Origin of the sequence: Jiangella muralis, assembly GCF_001270745.1 — a bacterium.
Classification (GTDB): Bacteria; Actinomycetota; Actinomycetes; order Jiangellales; family Jiangellaceae; genus Jiangella; species Jiangella muralis.
In genome coordinates, this window is the sequence record NZ_KQ434758.1 from 190881 (window position 1) to 208025 (window position 17145).

Annotated in this window: 17 protein-coding genes; 4 read left to right on the top strand and 13 right to left on the bottom strand. The window is 72.5% G+C overall.

The features are described 5' to 3' along the window. Positions 1-168: 168 nt before the first annotated feature. Both ACW62_RS15820 and ACW62_RS15825 read right to left on the bottom strand, forming a co-directional pair. Complete coding sequence (locus tag ACW62_RS15820) at positions 169-885, bottom strand: GAF and ANTAR domain-containing protein (protein ID WP_053205074.1); 717 nt, start codon at positions 883-885, stop codon at positions 169-171. Next, a complete protein-coding gene (locus ACW62_RS15825; RefSeq protein ID WP_157574789.1) occupies positions 882-1853 on the bottom strand; it encodes a GAF and ANTAR domain-containing protein in 972 nt (323 codons plus the stop codon). Before ACW62_RS15825 ends, ACW62_RS15820 begins: the two co-directional genes overlap by 4 nt. Between ACW62_RS15825 and ACW62_RS15830 the strand changes: the two genes are divergently transcribed. The 3 genes from ACW62_RS15830 to ACW62_RS15840 all read left to right on the top strand — a co-directional run bounded on the left by ACW62_RS15830 (position 1815) and on the right by ACW62_RS15840 (position 4093). Then, positions 1815-2534, top strand: a complete 720-nt coding sequence (locus tag ACW62_RS15830; RefSeq protein WP_053205076.1) for a VIT1/CCC1 transporter family protein — start codon at positions 1815-1817, stop codon at positions 2532-2534. The genes ACW62_RS15825 and ACW62_RS15830 overlap by 39 nt on opposite strands. Positions 2535-2579: 45 nt before the next feature. After that, complete coding sequence (locus tag ACW62_RS15835; RefSeq protein WP_053205077.1) at positions 2580-3188, top strand: TetR/AcrR family transcriptional regulator; 609 nt, start codon at positions 2580-2582, stop codon at positions 3186-3188. Positions 3189-3256: 68 nt separating this feature from the next. Next, positions 3257-4093 carry an alpha/beta fold hydrolase gene (locus ACW62_RS15840; RefSeq protein WP_053205078.1) on the top strand — a complete coding sequence of 279 codons (837 nt, stop codon included), beginning with the start codon at positions 3257-3259 and terminating at the stop codon, positions 4091-4093. Here the strand turns inward: ACW62_RS15840 and mnmA are convergent. Genes mnmA through ACW62_RS15860 form a run of 4 tightly spaced genes read right to left on the bottom strand, consistent with a single transcriptional unit; the run spans position 4083 to position 8138 of the window. Further along, positions 4083-5174, bottom strand: coding sequence for a tRNA 2-thiouridine(34) synthase MnmA (mnmA, locus tag ACW62_RS15845; RefSeq protein ID WP_053205079.1), 1092 nt, complete (start codon positions 5172-5174; stop codon positions 4083-4085). The genes ACW62_RS15840 and mnmA overlap by 11 nt on opposite strands. 1 nt (position 5175) lies before the next feature. Further along, positions 5176-6372, bottom strand: coding sequence for a cysteine desulfurase family protein (locus ACW62_RS15850; protein ID WP_053205080.1), 1197 nt, complete (start codon positions 6370-6372; stop codon positions 5176-5178). An 18-nt stretch (positions 6373-6390) separates the two neighbouring features. Further along, complete coding sequence (locus ACW62_RS15855; protein WP_053205081.1) at positions 6391-7338, bottom strand: electron transfer flavoprotein subunit alpha/FixB family protein; 948 nt, start codon at positions 7336-7338, stop codon at positions 6391-6393. 14 nt (positions 7339-7352) lie between these two features. Then, complete coding sequence (locus ACW62_RS15860) at positions 7353-8138, bottom strand: electron transfer flavoprotein subunit beta/FixA family protein (RefSeq protein WP_053205082.1); 786 nt, start codon at positions 8136-8138, stop codon at positions 7353-7355. A 235-nt stretch (positions 8139-8373) separates the two neighbouring features. Between ACW62_RS15860 and ACW62_RS15865 the strand changes: the two genes are divergently transcribed. After that, positions 8374-9663, top strand: a complete 1290-nt coding sequence (locus ACW62_RS15865) for a glycosyltransferase family 4 protein (protein WP_053205083.1) — start codon at positions 8374-8376, stop codon at positions 9661-9663. A 63-nt stretch (positions 9664-9726) separates the two neighbouring features. Here ACW62_RS15865 and ACW62_RS15870 read toward each other — a convergent pair whose 3' ends face one another. From ACW62_RS15870 to ACW62_RS34780, 7 genes are all read right to left on the bottom strand, one after another. Continuing rightward, a complete protein-coding gene (locus ACW62_RS15870; RefSeq protein ID WP_053205084.1) occupies positions 9727-10677 on the bottom strand; it encodes a type IV toxin-antitoxin system AbiEi family antitoxin domain-containing protein in 951 nt (316 codons plus the stop codon). A 110-nt stretch (positions 10678-10787) separates the two neighbouring features. Then, positions 10788-11804, bottom strand: a complete 1017-nt coding sequence (locus ACW62_RS15875) for an HTTM domain-containing protein (RefSeq protein ID WP_053205085.1) — start codon at positions 11802-11804, stop codon at positions 10788-10790. Continuing rightward, entirely contained in the window at positions 11801-12595 is a 795-nt protein-coding gene (locus ACW62_RS15880; protein ID WP_053205086.1) for a DUF5819 family protein, read from the bottom strand. Before ACW62_RS15880 ends, ACW62_RS15875 begins: the two co-directional genes overlap by 4 nt. A 10-nt stretch (positions 12596-12605) precedes the next feature. Continuing rightward, a complete protein-coding gene (locus tag ACW62_RS34770) occupies positions 12606-13685 on the bottom strand; it encodes an HTTM domain-containing protein (RefSeq protein WP_053205087.1) in 1080 nt (359 codons plus the stop codon). After that, positions 13682-14440, bottom strand: a complete 759-nt coding sequence (locus tag ACW62_RS34775; RefSeq protein ID WP_053205088.1) for a DUF5819 family protein — start codon at positions 14438-14440, stop codon at positions 13682-13684. The genes ACW62_RS34770 and ACW62_RS34775 overlap by 4 nt, the downstream gene beginning before the upstream one ends. Before the next feature lie 150 nt (positions 14441-14590). Beyond that, entirely contained in the window at positions 14591-16018 is a 1428-nt protein-coding gene (locus ACW62_RS15895) for a choice-of-anchor G family protein (RefSeq protein WP_053205089.1), read from the bottom strand. Between the two features lie 700 nt (positions 16019-16718). Further along, a partial coding sequence (locus tag ACW62_RS34780) for an LPXTG cell wall anchor domain-containing protein (RefSeq protein WP_169792067.1) occupies positions 16719-17145 on the bottom strand: 427 nt, incomplete at its 5' end.

Sequence of the window (17145 nt, forward strand, 5' to 3'; positions counted from 1 at the left end):
GGCCCTCCGGCGTGTGCCGCCGAGGTCCTGGGCGACGTCCAGACGCACCGAAATGGCATGACATCCCACGTCAGAGCCGGATTCGGCACATCCCTGGGGACGCTACGCCGGACTCCGGCGGTGGTCAAGGGGCCGTTTTCCCGACCCGGGCGCGCCGACGCCGGGTCGTCAGGCGCTGAGCTCGGTGATCGCCCCGGCGACGACGGCGGCCGCGAGGTCGCGCAGCTTGCTGTTCGTCGACCGGGCGTGGCTGCGCAGCAGCGCGAACGCCTCGTCGACGGAGACGGACATCCGCTCGGCCAGCACGCCCTTGGCCTGTTCGACGAGGATCCGGCTGTCGAGGGCGGCCTGGAGCTGCCCGACGACCACGCCCTGCTGGCGGAGGGTGCGCTCGTGCAGGATCCCGATGGTGGCGACGTCGGCCATCGCCTGGCCGAGCGCCATCGAGTCGGCCGGCAGCCCGCCCGGCGCGACCGCGAACAGATTCATCGCGCCGACGACCACCTCGCGCAGCCGCATGGGCAGGGCGTGGACGGCGAGGAACCCGGCGTCGCGGGCGGCGGGGGCGAACTGCGGCCAACGCTCGTCGCCCGTCCGCAGGTCCGCCACGGACACCGGCCGGCCGAGGTGGAACGCGTCGAGGCACGGGCCTTCGGCGTTCTGCAATTGCGACAGCTCCAGCAGCCGGGTCTCCTCCGAGGAGGCCGCGACGAGGCTGATCGTGCCGTGGTGGTCGGCCAGGACGACGCCGCACGCATCGACGTCGAGCAACTCGACCACCCGATGCGCGAGCACGTCGAGGAAGCCGAGGACGTCGTAGTCGTCGACGAGTGTGTCGGCCAGTTCGACGAAGGTCTCGCGGACTCGCCGGTCGGTGATACTCATGCGCCGCCCTCCGGGTGGTCGGGGTCGGGGTGCGGAGGCACGTCCATCATCCCGTTCCCCGAAGCCGTGTCGTTCATGCCGCGCCGATTCGAGGTGAATCTCAGCCGCCGCGCCACGACGTCGGCGGCCACCTCGGCCAGCCGGCGTTCGTGGACGTAGGCATAGGCACGCAACCTGACCAGCGCTTCGCTCACCTCGACGCTGAGCTGCACACTCACCATGCCCGCGGCCTGGTGCACCTCGGCGCGACGTTCCGGCAGCATGCCATGTCGGTATTGGTCCAGACCGGTACCGACCGCACCACGCTCATCGAGCACCAGGACGAGCGCCGCGTCGGCGAACGCCAGCGCCGTCGACAGGTGCGCGGCGCCCAGTTCACCGGGCTCGCGCCGGTACACATCCAGCACGCCGACGCGGGCCGCGCCGGCCGCCACGGGGAACGCGAACAGCCCCCGCACGCCCCGCTGCGCCGCGGCGGGCGCGAACACCGGCCAGCGCCGCGCGGCGGACTCGGCGGCGAGGTCGGGCGCCAGCACCACGCCGTCGCCGGCCGCGTCGACGCCGGGGCCCTGGCCGAGCGTGAACTGCAGCTCCTCCAGCTCCTCACAGAGGACGCCTACGGACAGCACCGGCTCGCGCGCGCCGGCCGCGCCGACCATCGACAGCCCGCATCCCACCGCACCCAGGGCGACGGCGCAGGCCTCCAGCACGTGCCGCAGCGACGGGTCGGCGCCTTCCGCCCGCGCGCGTTCGAGTATCGCCCCCCAGACGTGATCGGCACGGCGCTCAGCGCACAAACGTCGCCGCCCGTCCGCACACCAGCACGATGGTTCCTCCCCGTCAACGAGGAAACTGTGACAGGTCCGCCCGCTCCCGCGCCAGTGCCTATCGACCCTGTAGGACGCGCCGCCCGTCGCTACGCTGTCGGTATGGCCGAGGCGACGCCGCACGAAGGCGAGCAGCACCACCACGGCAGGCTGGCGGGGCGGCTGAACTGGCTGCGGGCCGGCATCCTCGGCGCCAACGACGGCATCATCTCCACGGCCGGCATCGTGGTCGGCGTGGCCGGCGCCACCTCCGACCGCGACTGGCTGCTGCTGACCGGCGTGGCCGGCCTGGTCGCGGGCGCGTTCTCGATGGCCGGCGGCGAGTACACCTCCGTCAGCGCCCAGCGCGACACCGAGCGGGCGGCGCTCGCGCGGGAACGGTGGGAGCTGGAGCACCTGGCCGACGAGGAACTGGCCGAGCTCACCCTGATCTACGAGCGGAAGGGCCTGTCCCGCCCGCTGGCCGAGCAGGTCGCGCGCGAGCTGACGGCCGAGGACGCGCTGGCGGCGCACGCCGAGGCCGAGCTCGGCATCGACGCCGACGAGCAGACCAACCCGTGGACGGCGGCGTTGTCGTCGTTCGTGGCGTTCGCGCTGGGTGCGACGCTGCCGCTGCTGGCGATCGTGCTGCCACCGGCCAGCGCGCGGGTGCCGGTCACGATGGTGACGGTGGTGCTCGCGCTGGCACTGACCGGGTACGTGGGCGCGCGGCTGGGTGGCGGACGGCGCGGGCGGGCGGCGGCCCGGGCGGTGATCGTGGGGCTGCTGACCATGGCGGTGACGTACGCCGTCGGCTCGGCGATCGGCGTGTCGGTGTCGTAGGCCACACCCCTCGCCAGGCACGAACGGTCGTGCTATTTTGATGGCGTGACGAAGGGCGCGGAAACCCGGCAGGTCATCCTCCGCAAGGGTGTCGAGACGGCCTATCGGGTCGGGCTGGGCGGGCTGACCATCGGGCACCTCGCCGCCACCACAGGCATGTCCAAGAGCGGGCTGTTCGCGCACTTCCGGTCCAAGGAGCTGCTGCAGCTGGAGGTGCTGCGCGAGGCCCGCACCGAGTTCATCGACGCCGTCATCCGGCCGGCGCTGCTGGCGCCGCGCGGCGAGCCGCGGGTGCGTGAGCTGTTCGAGCGCTGGGTCGAGTGCGGCCGCACCCGCATGCCCGGCGGCTGCCTGTTCGTCAAAGCCTCCGCCGAGCTGGACGAGCAGGACGGCCCGGTCCGCGACCAGCTGGTCCGCGACCACCGCGACCTCTACGACTCCTGCGCGCGCATGTTCGCGTCGGGCATCGCCGAGGGCCACTTCCGCGACGACGCCGACCCCCTGCAGTTCGCCGCCGACCTCGACGGCATCATGCTCGGCTTCTACCACGCCCACCGGCTGCTCGAGGACGAGCGGTCGGAGGCGCGGGCACGGCACGCGTTCGAGCGGCTGCTCGCCGCCGCCCGCGTCCCGGTCGCCCCAGCCACCATCTAGGAGAACCCCCGGAGGGACTGACCATGGCCATCACTTCGCCGCAGAAACGCACGATCGTTCGTGCTGGCGTGAAGCTCCGCGTCCTCCGCGCCTCGTTCCGCACGCTCGACCGCGTCGCGCCCGGCGTCGGCGCCCGCTGGGCCGCGGGACTGTGGTGCACGCTGCCGGACACCGGCGGCCGCCGCCGCGACGAGCGGCCGCGGCCGGGCGAGCGCAGCACGCTGACCCTCCCCGACGGCCGCGCGGTCGCGGTGGAGAGCTGGGGGTTCGGCCCGCCGGTCTACCTGATGCACGGCTGGGGCGGCTGGCGCGGCCAGCTCGGCGCGTTCGTCCAGCCGCTGGTCGACGCCGGGCGGCGGGTGGTCGCGGTCGACGCGCCCAGCCACGGCGAGTCCGGGCCGGGGCAGCTGGGCCGCGGCCGGGCCACCGGCGTCGAATTCACCGAGGCGCTGGCGGCGGCCGCGGGCAAACACGGCAAGCCGTCCGCCGTCGTCGCGCACTCCCTCGGCAGTGCCGCGACCGCGGTGGCGGTGCTGGACGGGCTGCCGGCGGCGCGGCTGGTACTGATCGCGCCGAGCACGACGCTCAGCGACGGGCTCGCGCTGTTCCAGCGGACGGTCGGCTTCGGCGAGCGCACCCGCGGCCGCCTGCTGGCGCTGCTGGAACGCAAGGCCGGCCGCCCGCTGGCCGACTTCGACGTCACCGGGCTGGCCCGGCGCGCGGAGGTGCCGCCCACGCTCGTCGTGCACGACCGGAAGGACAAGGAGGTCCCGTACGACGACGGCGCGGCGCTCGCGGCCGCGTGGCCGGAGGCGGAGCTGATCAGCACCGACGGCCTCGGGCACCAGCGGATCCTGCGCGACCCCGGCGTGATCGGCCTGGTCGTCGACTACGTCACGCGCTGACGGCGGAGTGGGTGGCGTCGATGGTGGCCGACCCGACCACGCGGGTGCCGTCGTAGAGCACGATCGCCTGGCCGGGCGCGACCCCCTCCTGGGCCGTCCCGAACGTCACCTCGACGGCGTCGCCGGACACCGTCGCGACCGCCTCGGCAGGCGTGCCGTGCGCCCGGAACTGGGCCAGGCAGGACAACGGCGACGACGCGGGCGGCGGCGCACCGCACCAGCGCGGCGCTACCCCGGTGAGCGCGTCGACGGCGAGCGCCTCACGCGGGCCGACGGTGACCCGGCGGTCGACCGGGGAGATGTCGAGGACGTAGCGCGGCTGGCCGTCGGCGGCCGGCGTGCCGATGCGCAGCCCCTTGCGCTGGCCGATGGTGAAACCGTAGGTCCCGTCGTGGGTGCCGACGACGGCGCCGGCAGCGTCGACCACCTCGCCCGGCGCGTCGCCGAGGCGGCCCCGCAGGAAGCCGGCGGTGTCGCCGTCGGCGATGAAGCAGATGTCGTGACTGTCGGGCTTGCGGGCGACCGCCAGGCCGCGCCGCTCCGCCTCGTCGCGGACGTCGGTCTTGACGGTGTCGCCGAGCGGGAAGAGCGCGTGCTCGAGCTGGCCGGCCGTCAGCACGCCGAGCACGTAGGACTGGTCCTTCTCCGGGTCGGCGGCGCGGTGCAGCTCGGGACCCGCCGGCCCGTCGACGACCCGCGCGTAGTGCCCGGTGCCGACGGCGTCGAAACCGAGCGCGAGCGCGCGGTCGAGCACGGCGGCGAACTTGATCTTCTCGTTGCAGCGCAGGCACGGGTTGGGCGTGCGGCCGGCGGCGTACTCGGCGACGAAGTCGTCGACGACGTCGGCGCGGAACCGCTCGGCGAGGTCCCACACGTAGAACGGGATGCCCAGGACGTCGGCGGCGCGGCGGGCGTCGCGGGAGTCCTCGATGGTGCAGCAGCCGCGGGCGCCGGTGCGGAACGACTGCGGGTTCGCCGACAGCGCGAGGTGCACGCCGGTGACGTCGTGGCCGGCCTCGACCAGCCGGGCCGCGGCGACCGCCGAGTCCACTCCCCCGGACATCGCGGCGAGGACGCGCATCTCAGTTCCCCCTGGTGGCGACGTTGACGATGCCGGCGGCGCGGGCCCGCTCGACGGCCGGCCCGATGGCCGCGACCAGCGCGTCGACGTCGTCGGCCGTGGACGGGTGACCCAGCGAGAACCGCAGCGACCCGCGGGCCCGCTCGTGCGGCGCGCCCATGGCCAAAAGGACGTGCGACGGCTCGGGCACGCCCGCCGTGCAGGCGCTGCCGGTGGAGCAGTCGATGCCGGCGGCGTCGAGCAGGAGCAGCAGCGCGTCGCCCTCGCAGCCGGGGAAGGAGAAGTGCGCGATGCCGGGCAGCGTGCGCTCCGGGTCGCCGTTCACCACGGCGTCCGGGACGGCGCCGCGCACACCGTCGACCAGCCGGCCGCGCAGGGCGGCGAGCGCGGCGGCCTGCGCCGGGACGTCGGCGAGCGCACTGCGCAGGGCCGCAGCCAGCCCGGTGACGGCGGGTGCGTCGAGCGTGCCGGACCGGACGTCGCGCTCCTGGCCGCCGCCGTGCAGGACGGGCACGACGTCGGCCTCGCGGCGCAGCAGCAGCGCGCCGACGCCGACCGGCGCGCCGGCCTTGTGGCCGGACACCGTCATGGCGTCCAGCCCGGAGTCGCCGAAGTGCACGGGCAGCGCGCCGACCGCCTGCACGGCGTCGGAGTGCACCGGGATGCCTGACTCGCGTCCGACGCCGACCACCTCGCCGACCGGCTGCACCGTGCCGACCTCGTTGTTCGCCCACATGACGGTGATCAGCGCGACCGACTCGGGGTCGGCCGCGACCACCCGGCGCAGCGCGTCGACGTCCAGCCGCCCGGCGCCGTCGACCGGCAGCCACTCGACCTTCGCCCCCTGCTCGGCGGCCAGCCAGTCGACGGAGTCGAGGACCGCGTGGTGCTCGACGGCGGAGGCGAGGATGCGGACGCGGCGCGGGTCGGCGGCCCGGCGGGCCCAGTAGAGGCCCTTGACGGCGAGGTTGTCGGCCTCGGTGCCGCCGGAGGTGAACACCACCTCGCTGGGCCGCGCGCCGAGGCCCGCGGCGACCGACTCGCGCGCCTCCTCGACCAGCTTGCGGGCGTGCCGGCCGGACGCGTGCAGCGACGAGGGGTTGCCGAGGGTCGCCATGGCCGCGGCGACGACGTCGATCACTTCAGGAAGGACGGGGGTCGTCGCCGCGTGGTCGAGATAGACGCGGCGCTCGGACATCCCGACCAGGATACGTCGTCAGCCCTGCCGCTTGCGGATCTCCCCGGTGGCCTGGGGCAGGACGGTGTGGAGGTCGCCGACGACGCCGAAGTCGGCCATCGCGAAGATCGGCGCCTCGGGGTCCTTGTTGACCACGACGATGGTCTTCGACGTCTGCATGCCGGCCCGGTGCTGGATGGCGCCGGAGATCCCGGCCGCGAGGTAGAGCTGCGGCGACACCGTCTTGCCGGTCTGCCCGACCTGGTAGGCGTGCGGGTACCAGCCGGAGTCGACCGCCGCCCGCGACGCGCCCACGGCCGCGCCCAGCGCGTCGGCCAGCGCCTCGACCGGGCCGAAGTCACCACCGGTGCCACGCCCGCCTGAGACGACGATGGACGCCTCGGTCAGCTCCGGGCGGCCGGTCGCCGCGCGCGGCTTGCGCTCGACGATGCGGGCCTTGGTGGCGGCGTCGCTGAACGCGACCGCGACCTTCTCCTCCGCCGGGGTGGCCGGGGCGGGCTCGGGGGTGACCGCGTTCGGCTTCACCGTGATGACCGGAGCACCGGTCGTGACCTGCGCGGTCACCGTGTAGCCGCCGGCGAACACCGACTGCGTGGTCGTCAGGTCGGCCGCGACGTCGACCGCGTCGGTGATGACGCCCGAACCCAGCTTCACCGCCAGCCGCGCCGCGATCTCCTTGCCCTCCGGCGACGAGGTGATCAGCACCCCGGCCGCGCCGGAGGACTGCGCGAGCTGCGCCAGCGCCTCGGCCTTCGGCACCACCAGGAACTGCTCGAACTCGGGCGCCTCGACCACGTACACCTTCGCCGCGCCGTACTCCCCCAGCGTGTCGCGGGCCGCGTCGAACCCCGACCCCAGGAAGACGGCCGCCGGCTCGCCCGCGCGCCGCGCCAGCGTCAGCAGCTCCAGCGTGGTCTTGCGCACCGCGCCGTCGACGTGGTCGACCAGGACCAGAATCTCAGCCATCGTCGTCTCCCTGCTCAGATGAACTTCTGCGCGGCCAGGAACTCGGCCAGTTTCGTGCCGCCGTCGCCCTCGTCGGTGACGACCTGGCCCTGCGCGCGCTCGGGCCGCTTGACGACCTCGCGGACGGTGGACGAGGCGGCGCCCAGCCCGACGGCGCCGGCGTCGACCCCGAGGTCGGCCAGCGTCCACGTCTCGACCGGCTTCTTCTTCGCCGCCATGATCCCCTTGAACGACGGGTACCGCGGCTCGTTGATCTGGTCCGTCACCGCCACGACCGCCGGCAGGGCGGCCTCGATGGTCTCGGACGCGACATCGCCGTCGCGGCGCGCCGTCACCGCGGTGTCCGACACCGCCAGCTCGCCGACGAAGCCCACGTGCGCCAGCCCGAGGTGCTCGGCCAGCATCGCCGGGACCACGCTCATGCCGCCGTCGGTCGACGCCATGCCGGTCAGCACCAGGTCGACGTCGCCGACCTTCGTGATGGCGGCGGCCAGCACCCGCGCGGTGGCGGGCGCGTCCGACCCGTGCAGGGAGTCGTCGACCACGTGCACACCGGAGTCGGCGCCCATCTGCAGCGCCTTCTTCAACGCGGCGTCGGCGCCGTCGGGGCCCATCGTCAACGCGACGACCTCGACACCGTCGCCGGCCTCGGCGATCTTCAATGCCTCCTCGACGGCGTACTCGTCCAGCTCGGACAACAGGCCGTCGACACCCACCCGATCGGTGGTGTTGTCGGCGGCGGTGAAGGTCCGGTCCGCGGTGGCGTCCGGAACGTGCTTGACCAGGGTGACGATCTTCATGGCCGGGTTGCGACCTCCTAGGCCGGGCGGGTGGGGAGCTGCCAGTGTGGCGTCCATCGCGAGGCTAGCCCACCGAGTGGCCGAGCCTTCGACTGTCCCGATGTTACCGAGGGGTAACCGGCGGCCCAAGCCCCTGGGGACGTGCAACACGTCACAGTCCGGGACGGCCGCCGATACCCGTTTTCGCCGTCCTCACGCGGTCCCGATCTTGCGCCCGCTGTGAAATGATCGCGCGATGCGGATCCTGGTCGTCTCGTGGGAGTACCCGCCGGTCATCTACGGCGGTCTCGGGCGCCACGTCCACCGCCTGACCGAGGGTCTCGTGGCCGACGGACACGACGTCGCCGTCGTCACCCAGTCCGCCCCGGGGATGCCCGAGGAAGAGGACGACAAGGGTGTGCGGGTGTTCCGGGCGCCGCCCGACCCGCCGGCCGGCGAGCGCGGCGAGGACCTCGTGCCGTGGGTGCTGGCGCTGAACACCAGCCTCATGCGCACCGCCCACCGGCTCACCCGCGAGTGGATGCCCGACGTCGTCCACGCGCACGACTGGGTCGACGCGCACGCCGGCATCAACGTCGCGCGCGCCATCGACGCGCCGCTGGTCGCCACCGTCCACGCCACCGAGGCGGGCCTGTGGGACGGCTGGCTGTCGACGTCGCTGTCGCGGGCCCGGCACGACATCGAGGCGTGGCTGGTCGCCGAGGCCACCCGCTCCATCGTCTGCTCCGAGGCCATGCGGGTCGAGGCGGCCGCCGCGTTCGACGTCCCGCCCGAGGACCTCACCGTCATCCGCAACGCCGTCGACCATCCCGCCTGGCGCACCACGGCCGAGGCGCGGCGGGCCACCCGCGAACGGTTCGGCATCCCGCCGAAGACGCCGTTGCTGGTGTTCGGCGGGCGGCTGGAGTGGGAGAAGGGCGTCGACGTCTGCATCGAGGCGCTCTCGCTGGTCCGGCAGCGACACCACGACGCCCGGCTGGTGCTGGCCGGCGCCGGGTCGCAGGAGATCAACCTGCGGCGGCTGGCGCAGCGGCTGCAGATCGACCACGTCGTGCAGTTCGCCGGGCGCATGGGCCAGCCCGACCTCGCCGCGCTGTTCGGCGCCGCCGACGTCGCCATGTGCCCGTCGTCGTACGAGCCGTTCGGCATCGTGGCGCTGGAGGCGTGCGCGGCCGGCACCCCGGTCATCGCCGGCGACAGCGGCGGCCTGCGCGAGGTCATCGAGCACGACGTCACCGGCCTGCTGGTGCCGCCGCGCGACCCCGGCGACCTCGCGGCGGCGGCCATGCGGCTGCTCGAGGAGCCCGGCCTGTCGCAACGGCTGGTGCGGGCCGCCCACCAGCGCATCGCCACGGAGTTCGTCTGGACGGCGGTCGCCCGCGAGACCGAGAAGGTCTACGCCGCCGCCGTCGCCGACCCCCGGCCGCCGCGGCCACGGCCCGCCCCGGCGCCCGACGGCAACATCCTGGCCGACCGGCCGGCGGCCGTGCAGCAGGCCTGGAAACGGGTCCGCGGCGAAGTGTAGGTCGCGCAGCGCGCGTTGATCATCGGCGATCGCTGGGGTTCTGACGCCAGGGATCGCGGATGATCACGGTCGTCCACAGGCCGGAACGGGACAGCCGGGCCGGCAGGAGAGCGGCATGCCGGTCCAGCCGCGGGCTCTGAGCACCCGGACGTGTTCCGCAGCGACGCCGCACTGGTCGCCGAAGACGTCGGCGTGCCCGTAGCGCAGCGTCGCGTGGCCGCCGACGGTGGCGCGGTTGTCCCGGTGCCGGTCGCGGAAGCGGCCTTCGCCGGTGTGCCCAATGCGTCCGTCGAGCTCGACCCGCAGGTGGAACTCGGCGTAATCGACGTCGACCCAGATGACCCGCTCGCCGGCGACCCGGCGCTGCCGGCAGCCGGTGGGCAGGCCGTGCGCACGTTCGACCCGGCGCAGGTGGCGTAGCTCCAACGGCGAGAGCGCACCGCCGGCGACGTCGGCCAGCAGCGCCTCGGCGACGGCGCGCCAGCGGATCTTCTTCCGCCACCCCAGCGCGTCGGCCAGCCGCTCCGGCGTCGTCGCGCGCCGCTGGCAGGCGGCCGTCACCCAGGTCTCGACCTCACGTGGGTGCGACGCGACGTCGACGAGGTCCAGCACCGTGTCCTCGACCCGGGTCCGCGGCGGGTTCCTGGCCGGATGACGGCTCTGCGGCAACCGGTGCGCGTAGTGGACCCGGACGCCGTCGGTCTTGCCGCGGACGTGCCGGTCGCTCGGCGCGGTGACGTGGACGACCGGACCGGGATCGTCGCAGAGACCGTCCAGGTGGGCGGCGGTGCGGTGGCTGGCCACAGCTCCGCGGCCCGCTCGCAGGATCGCCGCCCACACCCGGGCGGCGAACGGCAGCGGCCCGCTGAACGTCGCGTACACCCCCGGATGGACGCGCTGCCAGCGGCCCGAACGCAGCCGCCACGTCAGCGCGTCCTCGGTCAGGCCGCACGCCAGCGCCTGCGCACGGCTGACCACGCCCTCCTGGGCGGCGACCAGCTGCTCAAGATCCACCCCACCAGCCTGCGCGAGCCGGGACGGTCGCGCCAGCCCGAATCCGCTGCCTGTGGACAGCCGTCACCACCGGCGATCACTGGTGCTCAGACCCCAGTGATCGCCGATGATCATGGGACCTCGGCGGGTTCGGTTTCGGCGGGTGACGGCTCGGCCGGCTGTTTCTGGCGGGAGCGTCTGGCCCAGCGGATCGCCGCCCGGTAGGTGTCGTCGCGGATGAAGACCATGTCGGCGGCGATCATCGCCAGCGAGAACCACGGCAGCGCCATCGTGATCGCGATGCCGACGTGCATCGCGAAGATCGCCAGCAGCGCCAGCACCCGGGTGCCCCGCCGCAACAGCAGCAACGGGAACAGCACCTGCACGAACACCGTCACGTAGCTGCCGATCGTGACGAACACGCCGTTGGTGTAGACCAGCTCGTTCAGCCCCGGCCACGGCGCGTACTGGCCGATGCGCAGCGGGTAGTAGAGCCCGACGCCCTCCTGCCACATGCTGCCCTGGACCTTCGACAGCCCGGACGTCATGTAGACCATGAACACCTGAGTGGCGACGGCCATCAGCGCGACGTTGTGGAACAGCGTGCCTACCCAGGGCGGCAGTGGCACCAGCGGGCGGTAGCCGGGCCGGGCCCGGCGGCGGGCGTCCAGCGACCAGCGCATCGAGGTGTCCGCGAAGCACAGGAACAGCAGCATGATGCGGACGATGTTGTCGCCGGCGTCGTCGGCCAGCGGATTCAGCCGCATCAGGCTGGCGATCGCGATCATCAGCAGCGGCGTGACGACGCGGGTGCGCCAGCCCAGCGTGAACGCGACGGCCAGCGCGGCCAGCAGCAGGTACTTCAGCGTGAAGACCGCGGTGCCGTCGTCCTGCGCGAACACCCAGGTGAACGGTGCGCCGTACTCGTCGACGGTCAGCCAGGGGGTGAGCCAGCGCGCACCGGGACCCCACACGTAGTGCCGGTTGGTGAAGTTGACGATGAGCGAGCCGAGGATCGCGACACCGATGAGGATGCGCATCGCGGCCAGGCCGTACGTGGCCTTCTTGCCGTCGAACAGCCACTGCTCGCCCGCGTCGACCGTCCGGCCGACGGTCCTGGTGACGAAGCGGATCGCGTCGCCGATCACTGGTTCTCCACCAGCCCCTCGACGACGTCGGCGAACGCGGCCTCGTCCTGGTCGGCGTCGATCAGCGCCGGGCGCCAGCCGAAGTCGCGGACCGTCCGCTGCGGGTCCTCCGGCACCGGGTCGAACCGGACGTCCCAGCGCGGCACCGGCGTGCGGACCAGCTGGAACTGGACGGCGACGACGTCCTCGCCCCAGAGCGCCCTGGCCAGCTGGGTGGAGTAGCCGGTGGCGACGCGGTCGGCGCGGACGATGTTGGCGACGCGGCCGGACGTCTCGCCGCCCTGCGCCGCGATGAGGTCGTTGGCCAGCGGCCGCCAGTCCTCCATGTCGACGTAGTCGGTGGCGACGATCTCCTGCTGCTCGTCGGTCAGCGCGTCCCAGGCGGTGTTGACGCGGCGGTGCAGGTTCGACGTCAGCCGGCTGGCCCGTGACGGCGCCGGGTCGTGCGTGATCAGCGTCCACTCCAGGCGGGTCGCGTCGGCCCAGTCGGTGGTGCTCAGCTCGCCGGTCTGCGGGTCCTCGACCTGCGCCCGGACCCGGAGCTCGTCCTCGGCGTTCACCGGGTTCGGCGCGAACAGGCTCCAGTTCTGCTGGAAGAACGGCCGCATGTACCCGGACACCTGGGCGCCGACGGAGTCCTTGATCGGGTTGCTCGGCGCGTTCCACAGGAACGTCGCCGCGAAGTGCAGCACCAAGAGGCCGACCAGGAAGAACGCGACGCCCTTCGCGATCGGCGGCACCTCGGTGCGCTGGGTGTCGTCCGGCCTCTCATCCGGCCTCTCGTTCGGCACGCGGGCCAGGCTACCTCGTGGGCACCGGCTCGGCCGGGGTCTCCTCCGGCGCGTGCTCCACCCCGGCCGGGCGCCGCCGTCGCCGTCGCTCGTCCCACGCCGCCCGGACCCTGGCCGCGATGCCCTGATAGGTGGAGTCGCGGATGAAGATCTGGTCGCCGGCCATGATGAACAGCGAGAAGAACGGCAGCCCCATGATCACCGCGATGCCGGCGTGCATGCCGAGGACGCCGAGCAGCGCCACCACCCGGGTGCCGCGGCGCAACAGCAACAGCGGGAAGAACAGCTGGATGAACACGGAGAAGTACGAGACGACCAGCACGCCGAACGGGTTCGCCGACAGCAGGTCGTTCAGCCACGGCCACGGCCGGTACTGGCCCACCTGCATCGGGTAGTAGACGGCGGTGCCCTCCTGCCACGCCTCGCCCTGCACCTTGTAGAGCGCCGAGGCGACGTAGATGATGCAGATCTGCGCGGCGACGGCGACGATGGCGAGGTTGTGGACGAGGATGCCGAGCCGGCCCGCGCCGCGGCGCAGGCCCTCCGGGGTGAACCGGCGCGGCCACAGCCGCCGGCTCTGTCCCCGCTCCTGCCGGGCCCGCCGCCGGGCGTCCAGCGACCACCGTCCGGACAGGTCGGCGAAGCACAGGTAGATGAGCAGGATGCGGAAGATGTTGTCGCTCTGGTCGCCGTACAGCGGGTTCGACTCGATCAGGCTGACCCAGCAGATCAGCAGCAGCGGCGCGACCACGCGGGTGCGCCAGCCGAGCGTGAAGGCGATCGCCAGCGCGAGCACGACCAGCGTCTTCACCGTCAGCATGGTGGGGTCGCTGCCGCCCTCGAACAGCGTGAACGGCCAGCCGAAGCCGCCGTTGCGTTCGAGCGGCGTCATCCACTGCGCGGCGTCGCCCCACAGGTAGTGCCGGTTGGCGAAGTTCGCCAGCAGGAACCAGACGGCCGCGGCGCCGAAGATGATGCGGACGACGGCGACGCCGTAGGTGGCGCGCTTGGCGCCGAGCAGCCACTCCTCGCCCTTGCCGACGGTGCGAGCGGCGCCGTCCAGCGCGCGGTCGACGGCGGACCCGATCACCGGAACCTCCCGATGGCCTCGGCGAACGCGGCGCTGTCCTGGCCGTCGTACAGGTAGAGGGGGCGCCGGCCGAACTCGCGGGTGGTGACCGACGGGTCGTGGCCGCGATCGTCGAAGCGCGGCGCGCGGGTCTCCTTGATCTGCACCTCGACGTACTCGATGCCGGAGTCGCGGCCCCACCAGGCCCACGCGAACTGCGTCGCGTACGCCGCCATCGCGCGGTCGAGGCGCAGCACGTAGGAGATGCGCGCGTCGGAGCTGGGGTCGGGGGTGGCCAGCATCGCCTCCTCCATGCGCGCCCACGCGTTCTCGTGGTAGTCGCCGGCCAGCACGTCCTGCTCCTCGCGCGAGATGAGGCGGTACTGCTTGCGCATGTTGCCGGCCAGCCGGCGGGTGATGATGCCCGCGCGCGACGGCGCCAGGCTGTGCAGGATGTTGCCGTCGACCTCGAGCTGGGTGACGTCCACCCACTCGGTGGAGCTGTCGGCGTCGTACCAGCCGCGCACCAGCATGGAGTACTCGACGCTGATCGGCGTCGGAGCGAACAGGCTCCACTCCTGCTGGAAGTACGGCTGCATGTAGCTCGTCAGCGTCGTACCCAGCGACTCCTTGGCCGCGTTGGCCGGGCCGACGAACACCGCCGTCGCGAGGAGGTGCGCGCACAGCAGCGCGCCGAGCCCTCCGGCGACGACCTTGATCCACGTCGGCCGCGGCTGCTGCCGCGCCGGCGTCGTCGCTGTCTCCTGGTCCCGCATCGTGCCTGCCCTCGTGTGTCGACCGCCCGGTTCGACCGACCCCGGAAACGCCGATCCGGTGGGTCCGCGCCCTGGCTTGAGAGCGGACCCACCGTGATCGAACGTGGGAGTCGTGGTGCTACTCCTGGGTGTTACTGGTGGTGCAGTGCGTCACTCGACGGTGAGGCCCCGGCGACGGCTGACCGCGTAGGCGGCGATGCCACCGGCGAGGACCAGGCCCAGGCCGAGGATCAGCAGCTGGCTGGAGCCGGCACCGGTGTCGGGCAGCTCGTCGCCGTTCTCGTTGCCGTTGGCGTCGGCGGCGCCGTCGTCGTCACCGTTGGTCTCGGTGCCGTCGACCTCGGTGCCGTCGACCTCGGTGCCGTCGACCTCGGTGCCGTCGACCTCCGTCTCGGTCCCGTCGACCTCGGTCTCGGTGCCATCGACCTCGGTCTCCGTGCCGTCCACCTCGGTCTCGGTGCCGTCGACCTCGGTGCCATCCACCTCGGTGCCGTCGACCTCGGTCTCCGTGCCATCGACCTCGGTCTCGGTGCCGTCGACCTCGGTCTCCTCACCGTCGGCCTTGGTGTTCGGGCCGACGTGCGACTCGGCCAGCGTCACCGAGACGCCGCCGTTGTCGAGGCCACCCAGCAGCGTGACCTGCATGGCCGCGACGCTGTAGGTCTCGGAGGTGGCGGCGCGGTCGACGTTCACCGCGGCGCGCGCGCTGGTCGGCTTGGCCATGCCGGCGTCAGCCTGGTCGGGCTGCACGTTCACCTTGATCGACAGGATGTCGGTCAGGGCGTCGGCGATGCCGTTGGTGAGCTCGTCGAGGCCGAGGTCGCCGAGCAGGTCGCCCAGGCCGGCGCCGAGGTCACCGAGCAGTTCGGTGAGCAGGCTGTCGAGGATGTCGAACAGTCCCGGGCCGATCAGCTCGCTGTTCGGCGGCAGGTCGTTCAGGCTCTCGAACAGCAGGTCGAGGTCGATGACGATGGTGCCGTCCTCGATCCAGACCGCGGCGTCGTCGCCGAGCGACAGGTTCAGGCCGCTCAGCAGCGGGACGGTGACCCGCAGCTCGCCACCGGCGATCTCGTAGTCGCGCGAGACCTCGAAGTCGTCGTCGGACGGCTCGAGGTGCGCCTCGGACGAGACGGCGCCGAGCTCGAGCTCGACGTCGGCGATGAGGTCCGTGACGCCCTCGCCGAGCAGGTCGGTCAGGTCGAACGTGGCGTTGCCGGGGAAACCGTCCTCGACACCCGTACCGACGCCGCCGTTGTCGGCGACCGCACCGGTCGCGGCGTGCGAAACGGCGCCGTCCTCGGCCGTCGCCCACTGGTTCACCGCGCCGAGCTTGATGATGTCGCTCAGCGGGATCTGCAGGTTCGGGTCGATGTCGATGTTGATCGAGTCGAGCAGCGTGACGTCCAGCGGGTTGGCGTCGGTGACGGCCTCCGGGTCGCCCAGGTTCTCGACGTCGACACCGGCGAGCTCGGCGAGCTCATCCAGGTCAGTGCCCAGGACGGTGCCGTCGAGGAACCGCGCACCAGCGCGCGCCTCGTCACCCTCAGCCGCTGCGGCGGGCGTCAGCCACGCACCCACAGCGAAAACCGGGGCAATACCAGCCGCGAGCAGCGTTGTCGCTGCGCGACGCCGGCGCATAACAGGTGTTGCAGGCATGCCTTCTCCTCTGGCATTTGCATTTTCATGGCGGGCTCCTTCGCGGCCATCAGATATGCCAAGGCCGGCGAAGCGTGATCATGAACCTACAACCGCTCCAGAGACGTGTCTCGTACTTGGTGAATTTACCTCCGGGGACACCGACCGCCCATTCACCGCGCGCCGGTCGCTATGCCTCGAAAGGGTTGATCAACTTCTTTCCCCGTAAAACTGTCCTCTTGGTGTCTTTGGTGTTTTTCGCCCGCTCTCCGGACATAGTGGGACGGATCGTCGCGTTGAACTGGGGTTAAGCGGGCGAAACGGGCGCGGAGGAGGCGCGCAAACCGGAACCAGTGGTCTAAACCGCGAGCCCGCCTGCCGTGACCGAATCGTTATCCGGGGGCGACACGCGGGCGTGTTCGCGTACGGTCGCCTTTCCGCCCAACGTCCTGGTCAGAGCGCCATTGAGCGGAGTCCGACTCCCCCATTCGGCTGATAGCGCGAAGCGTTGCGGATATGCCACTCGTCGACCGCCTTTCACGGCAGCGTTGACGGGGTGTGCCGGCGGCGGGCGAGCCGACGGCCGTGGATCCGGATCGCGGACCCACGGCCATCGGTCGTATCGCCGGGTGGCGACCGGGACTCAGCCCTGGCCGACCCCGCCTCGACGGCTGACGGCGAAGGCGGCCACGCCGCCGGCGAGCATCAGCCCGATGCCGACGATCAGCAGCTGGTTCGACCCAGCGCCGGTGTCGGGCAGCCGCTCGTCGTCGTCCTTGTCGCCACGGTTTTCGTGACCCTTGTCGTCGTCGCCGTTGTCCTCGGTCGCCGGCTGCGGGATCACACCCGCCGTCTCGACGCCGTCAACCTCAGACCCGGCCACCTCCGACCCGTCGACTTCGGTGCCATCGACTTCGGTCCCGTCGACTTCGGTCCCGTCGACTTCGGTGCCATCGACTTCGGTGCCATCGACTTCGGTCCCGTCGACTTCGGTGCCATCGACTTCGGTCCCGTCGACTTCGGTCCCGTCGACTTCGGTGCCATCGACTTCGGTGCCATCGACTTCGGTC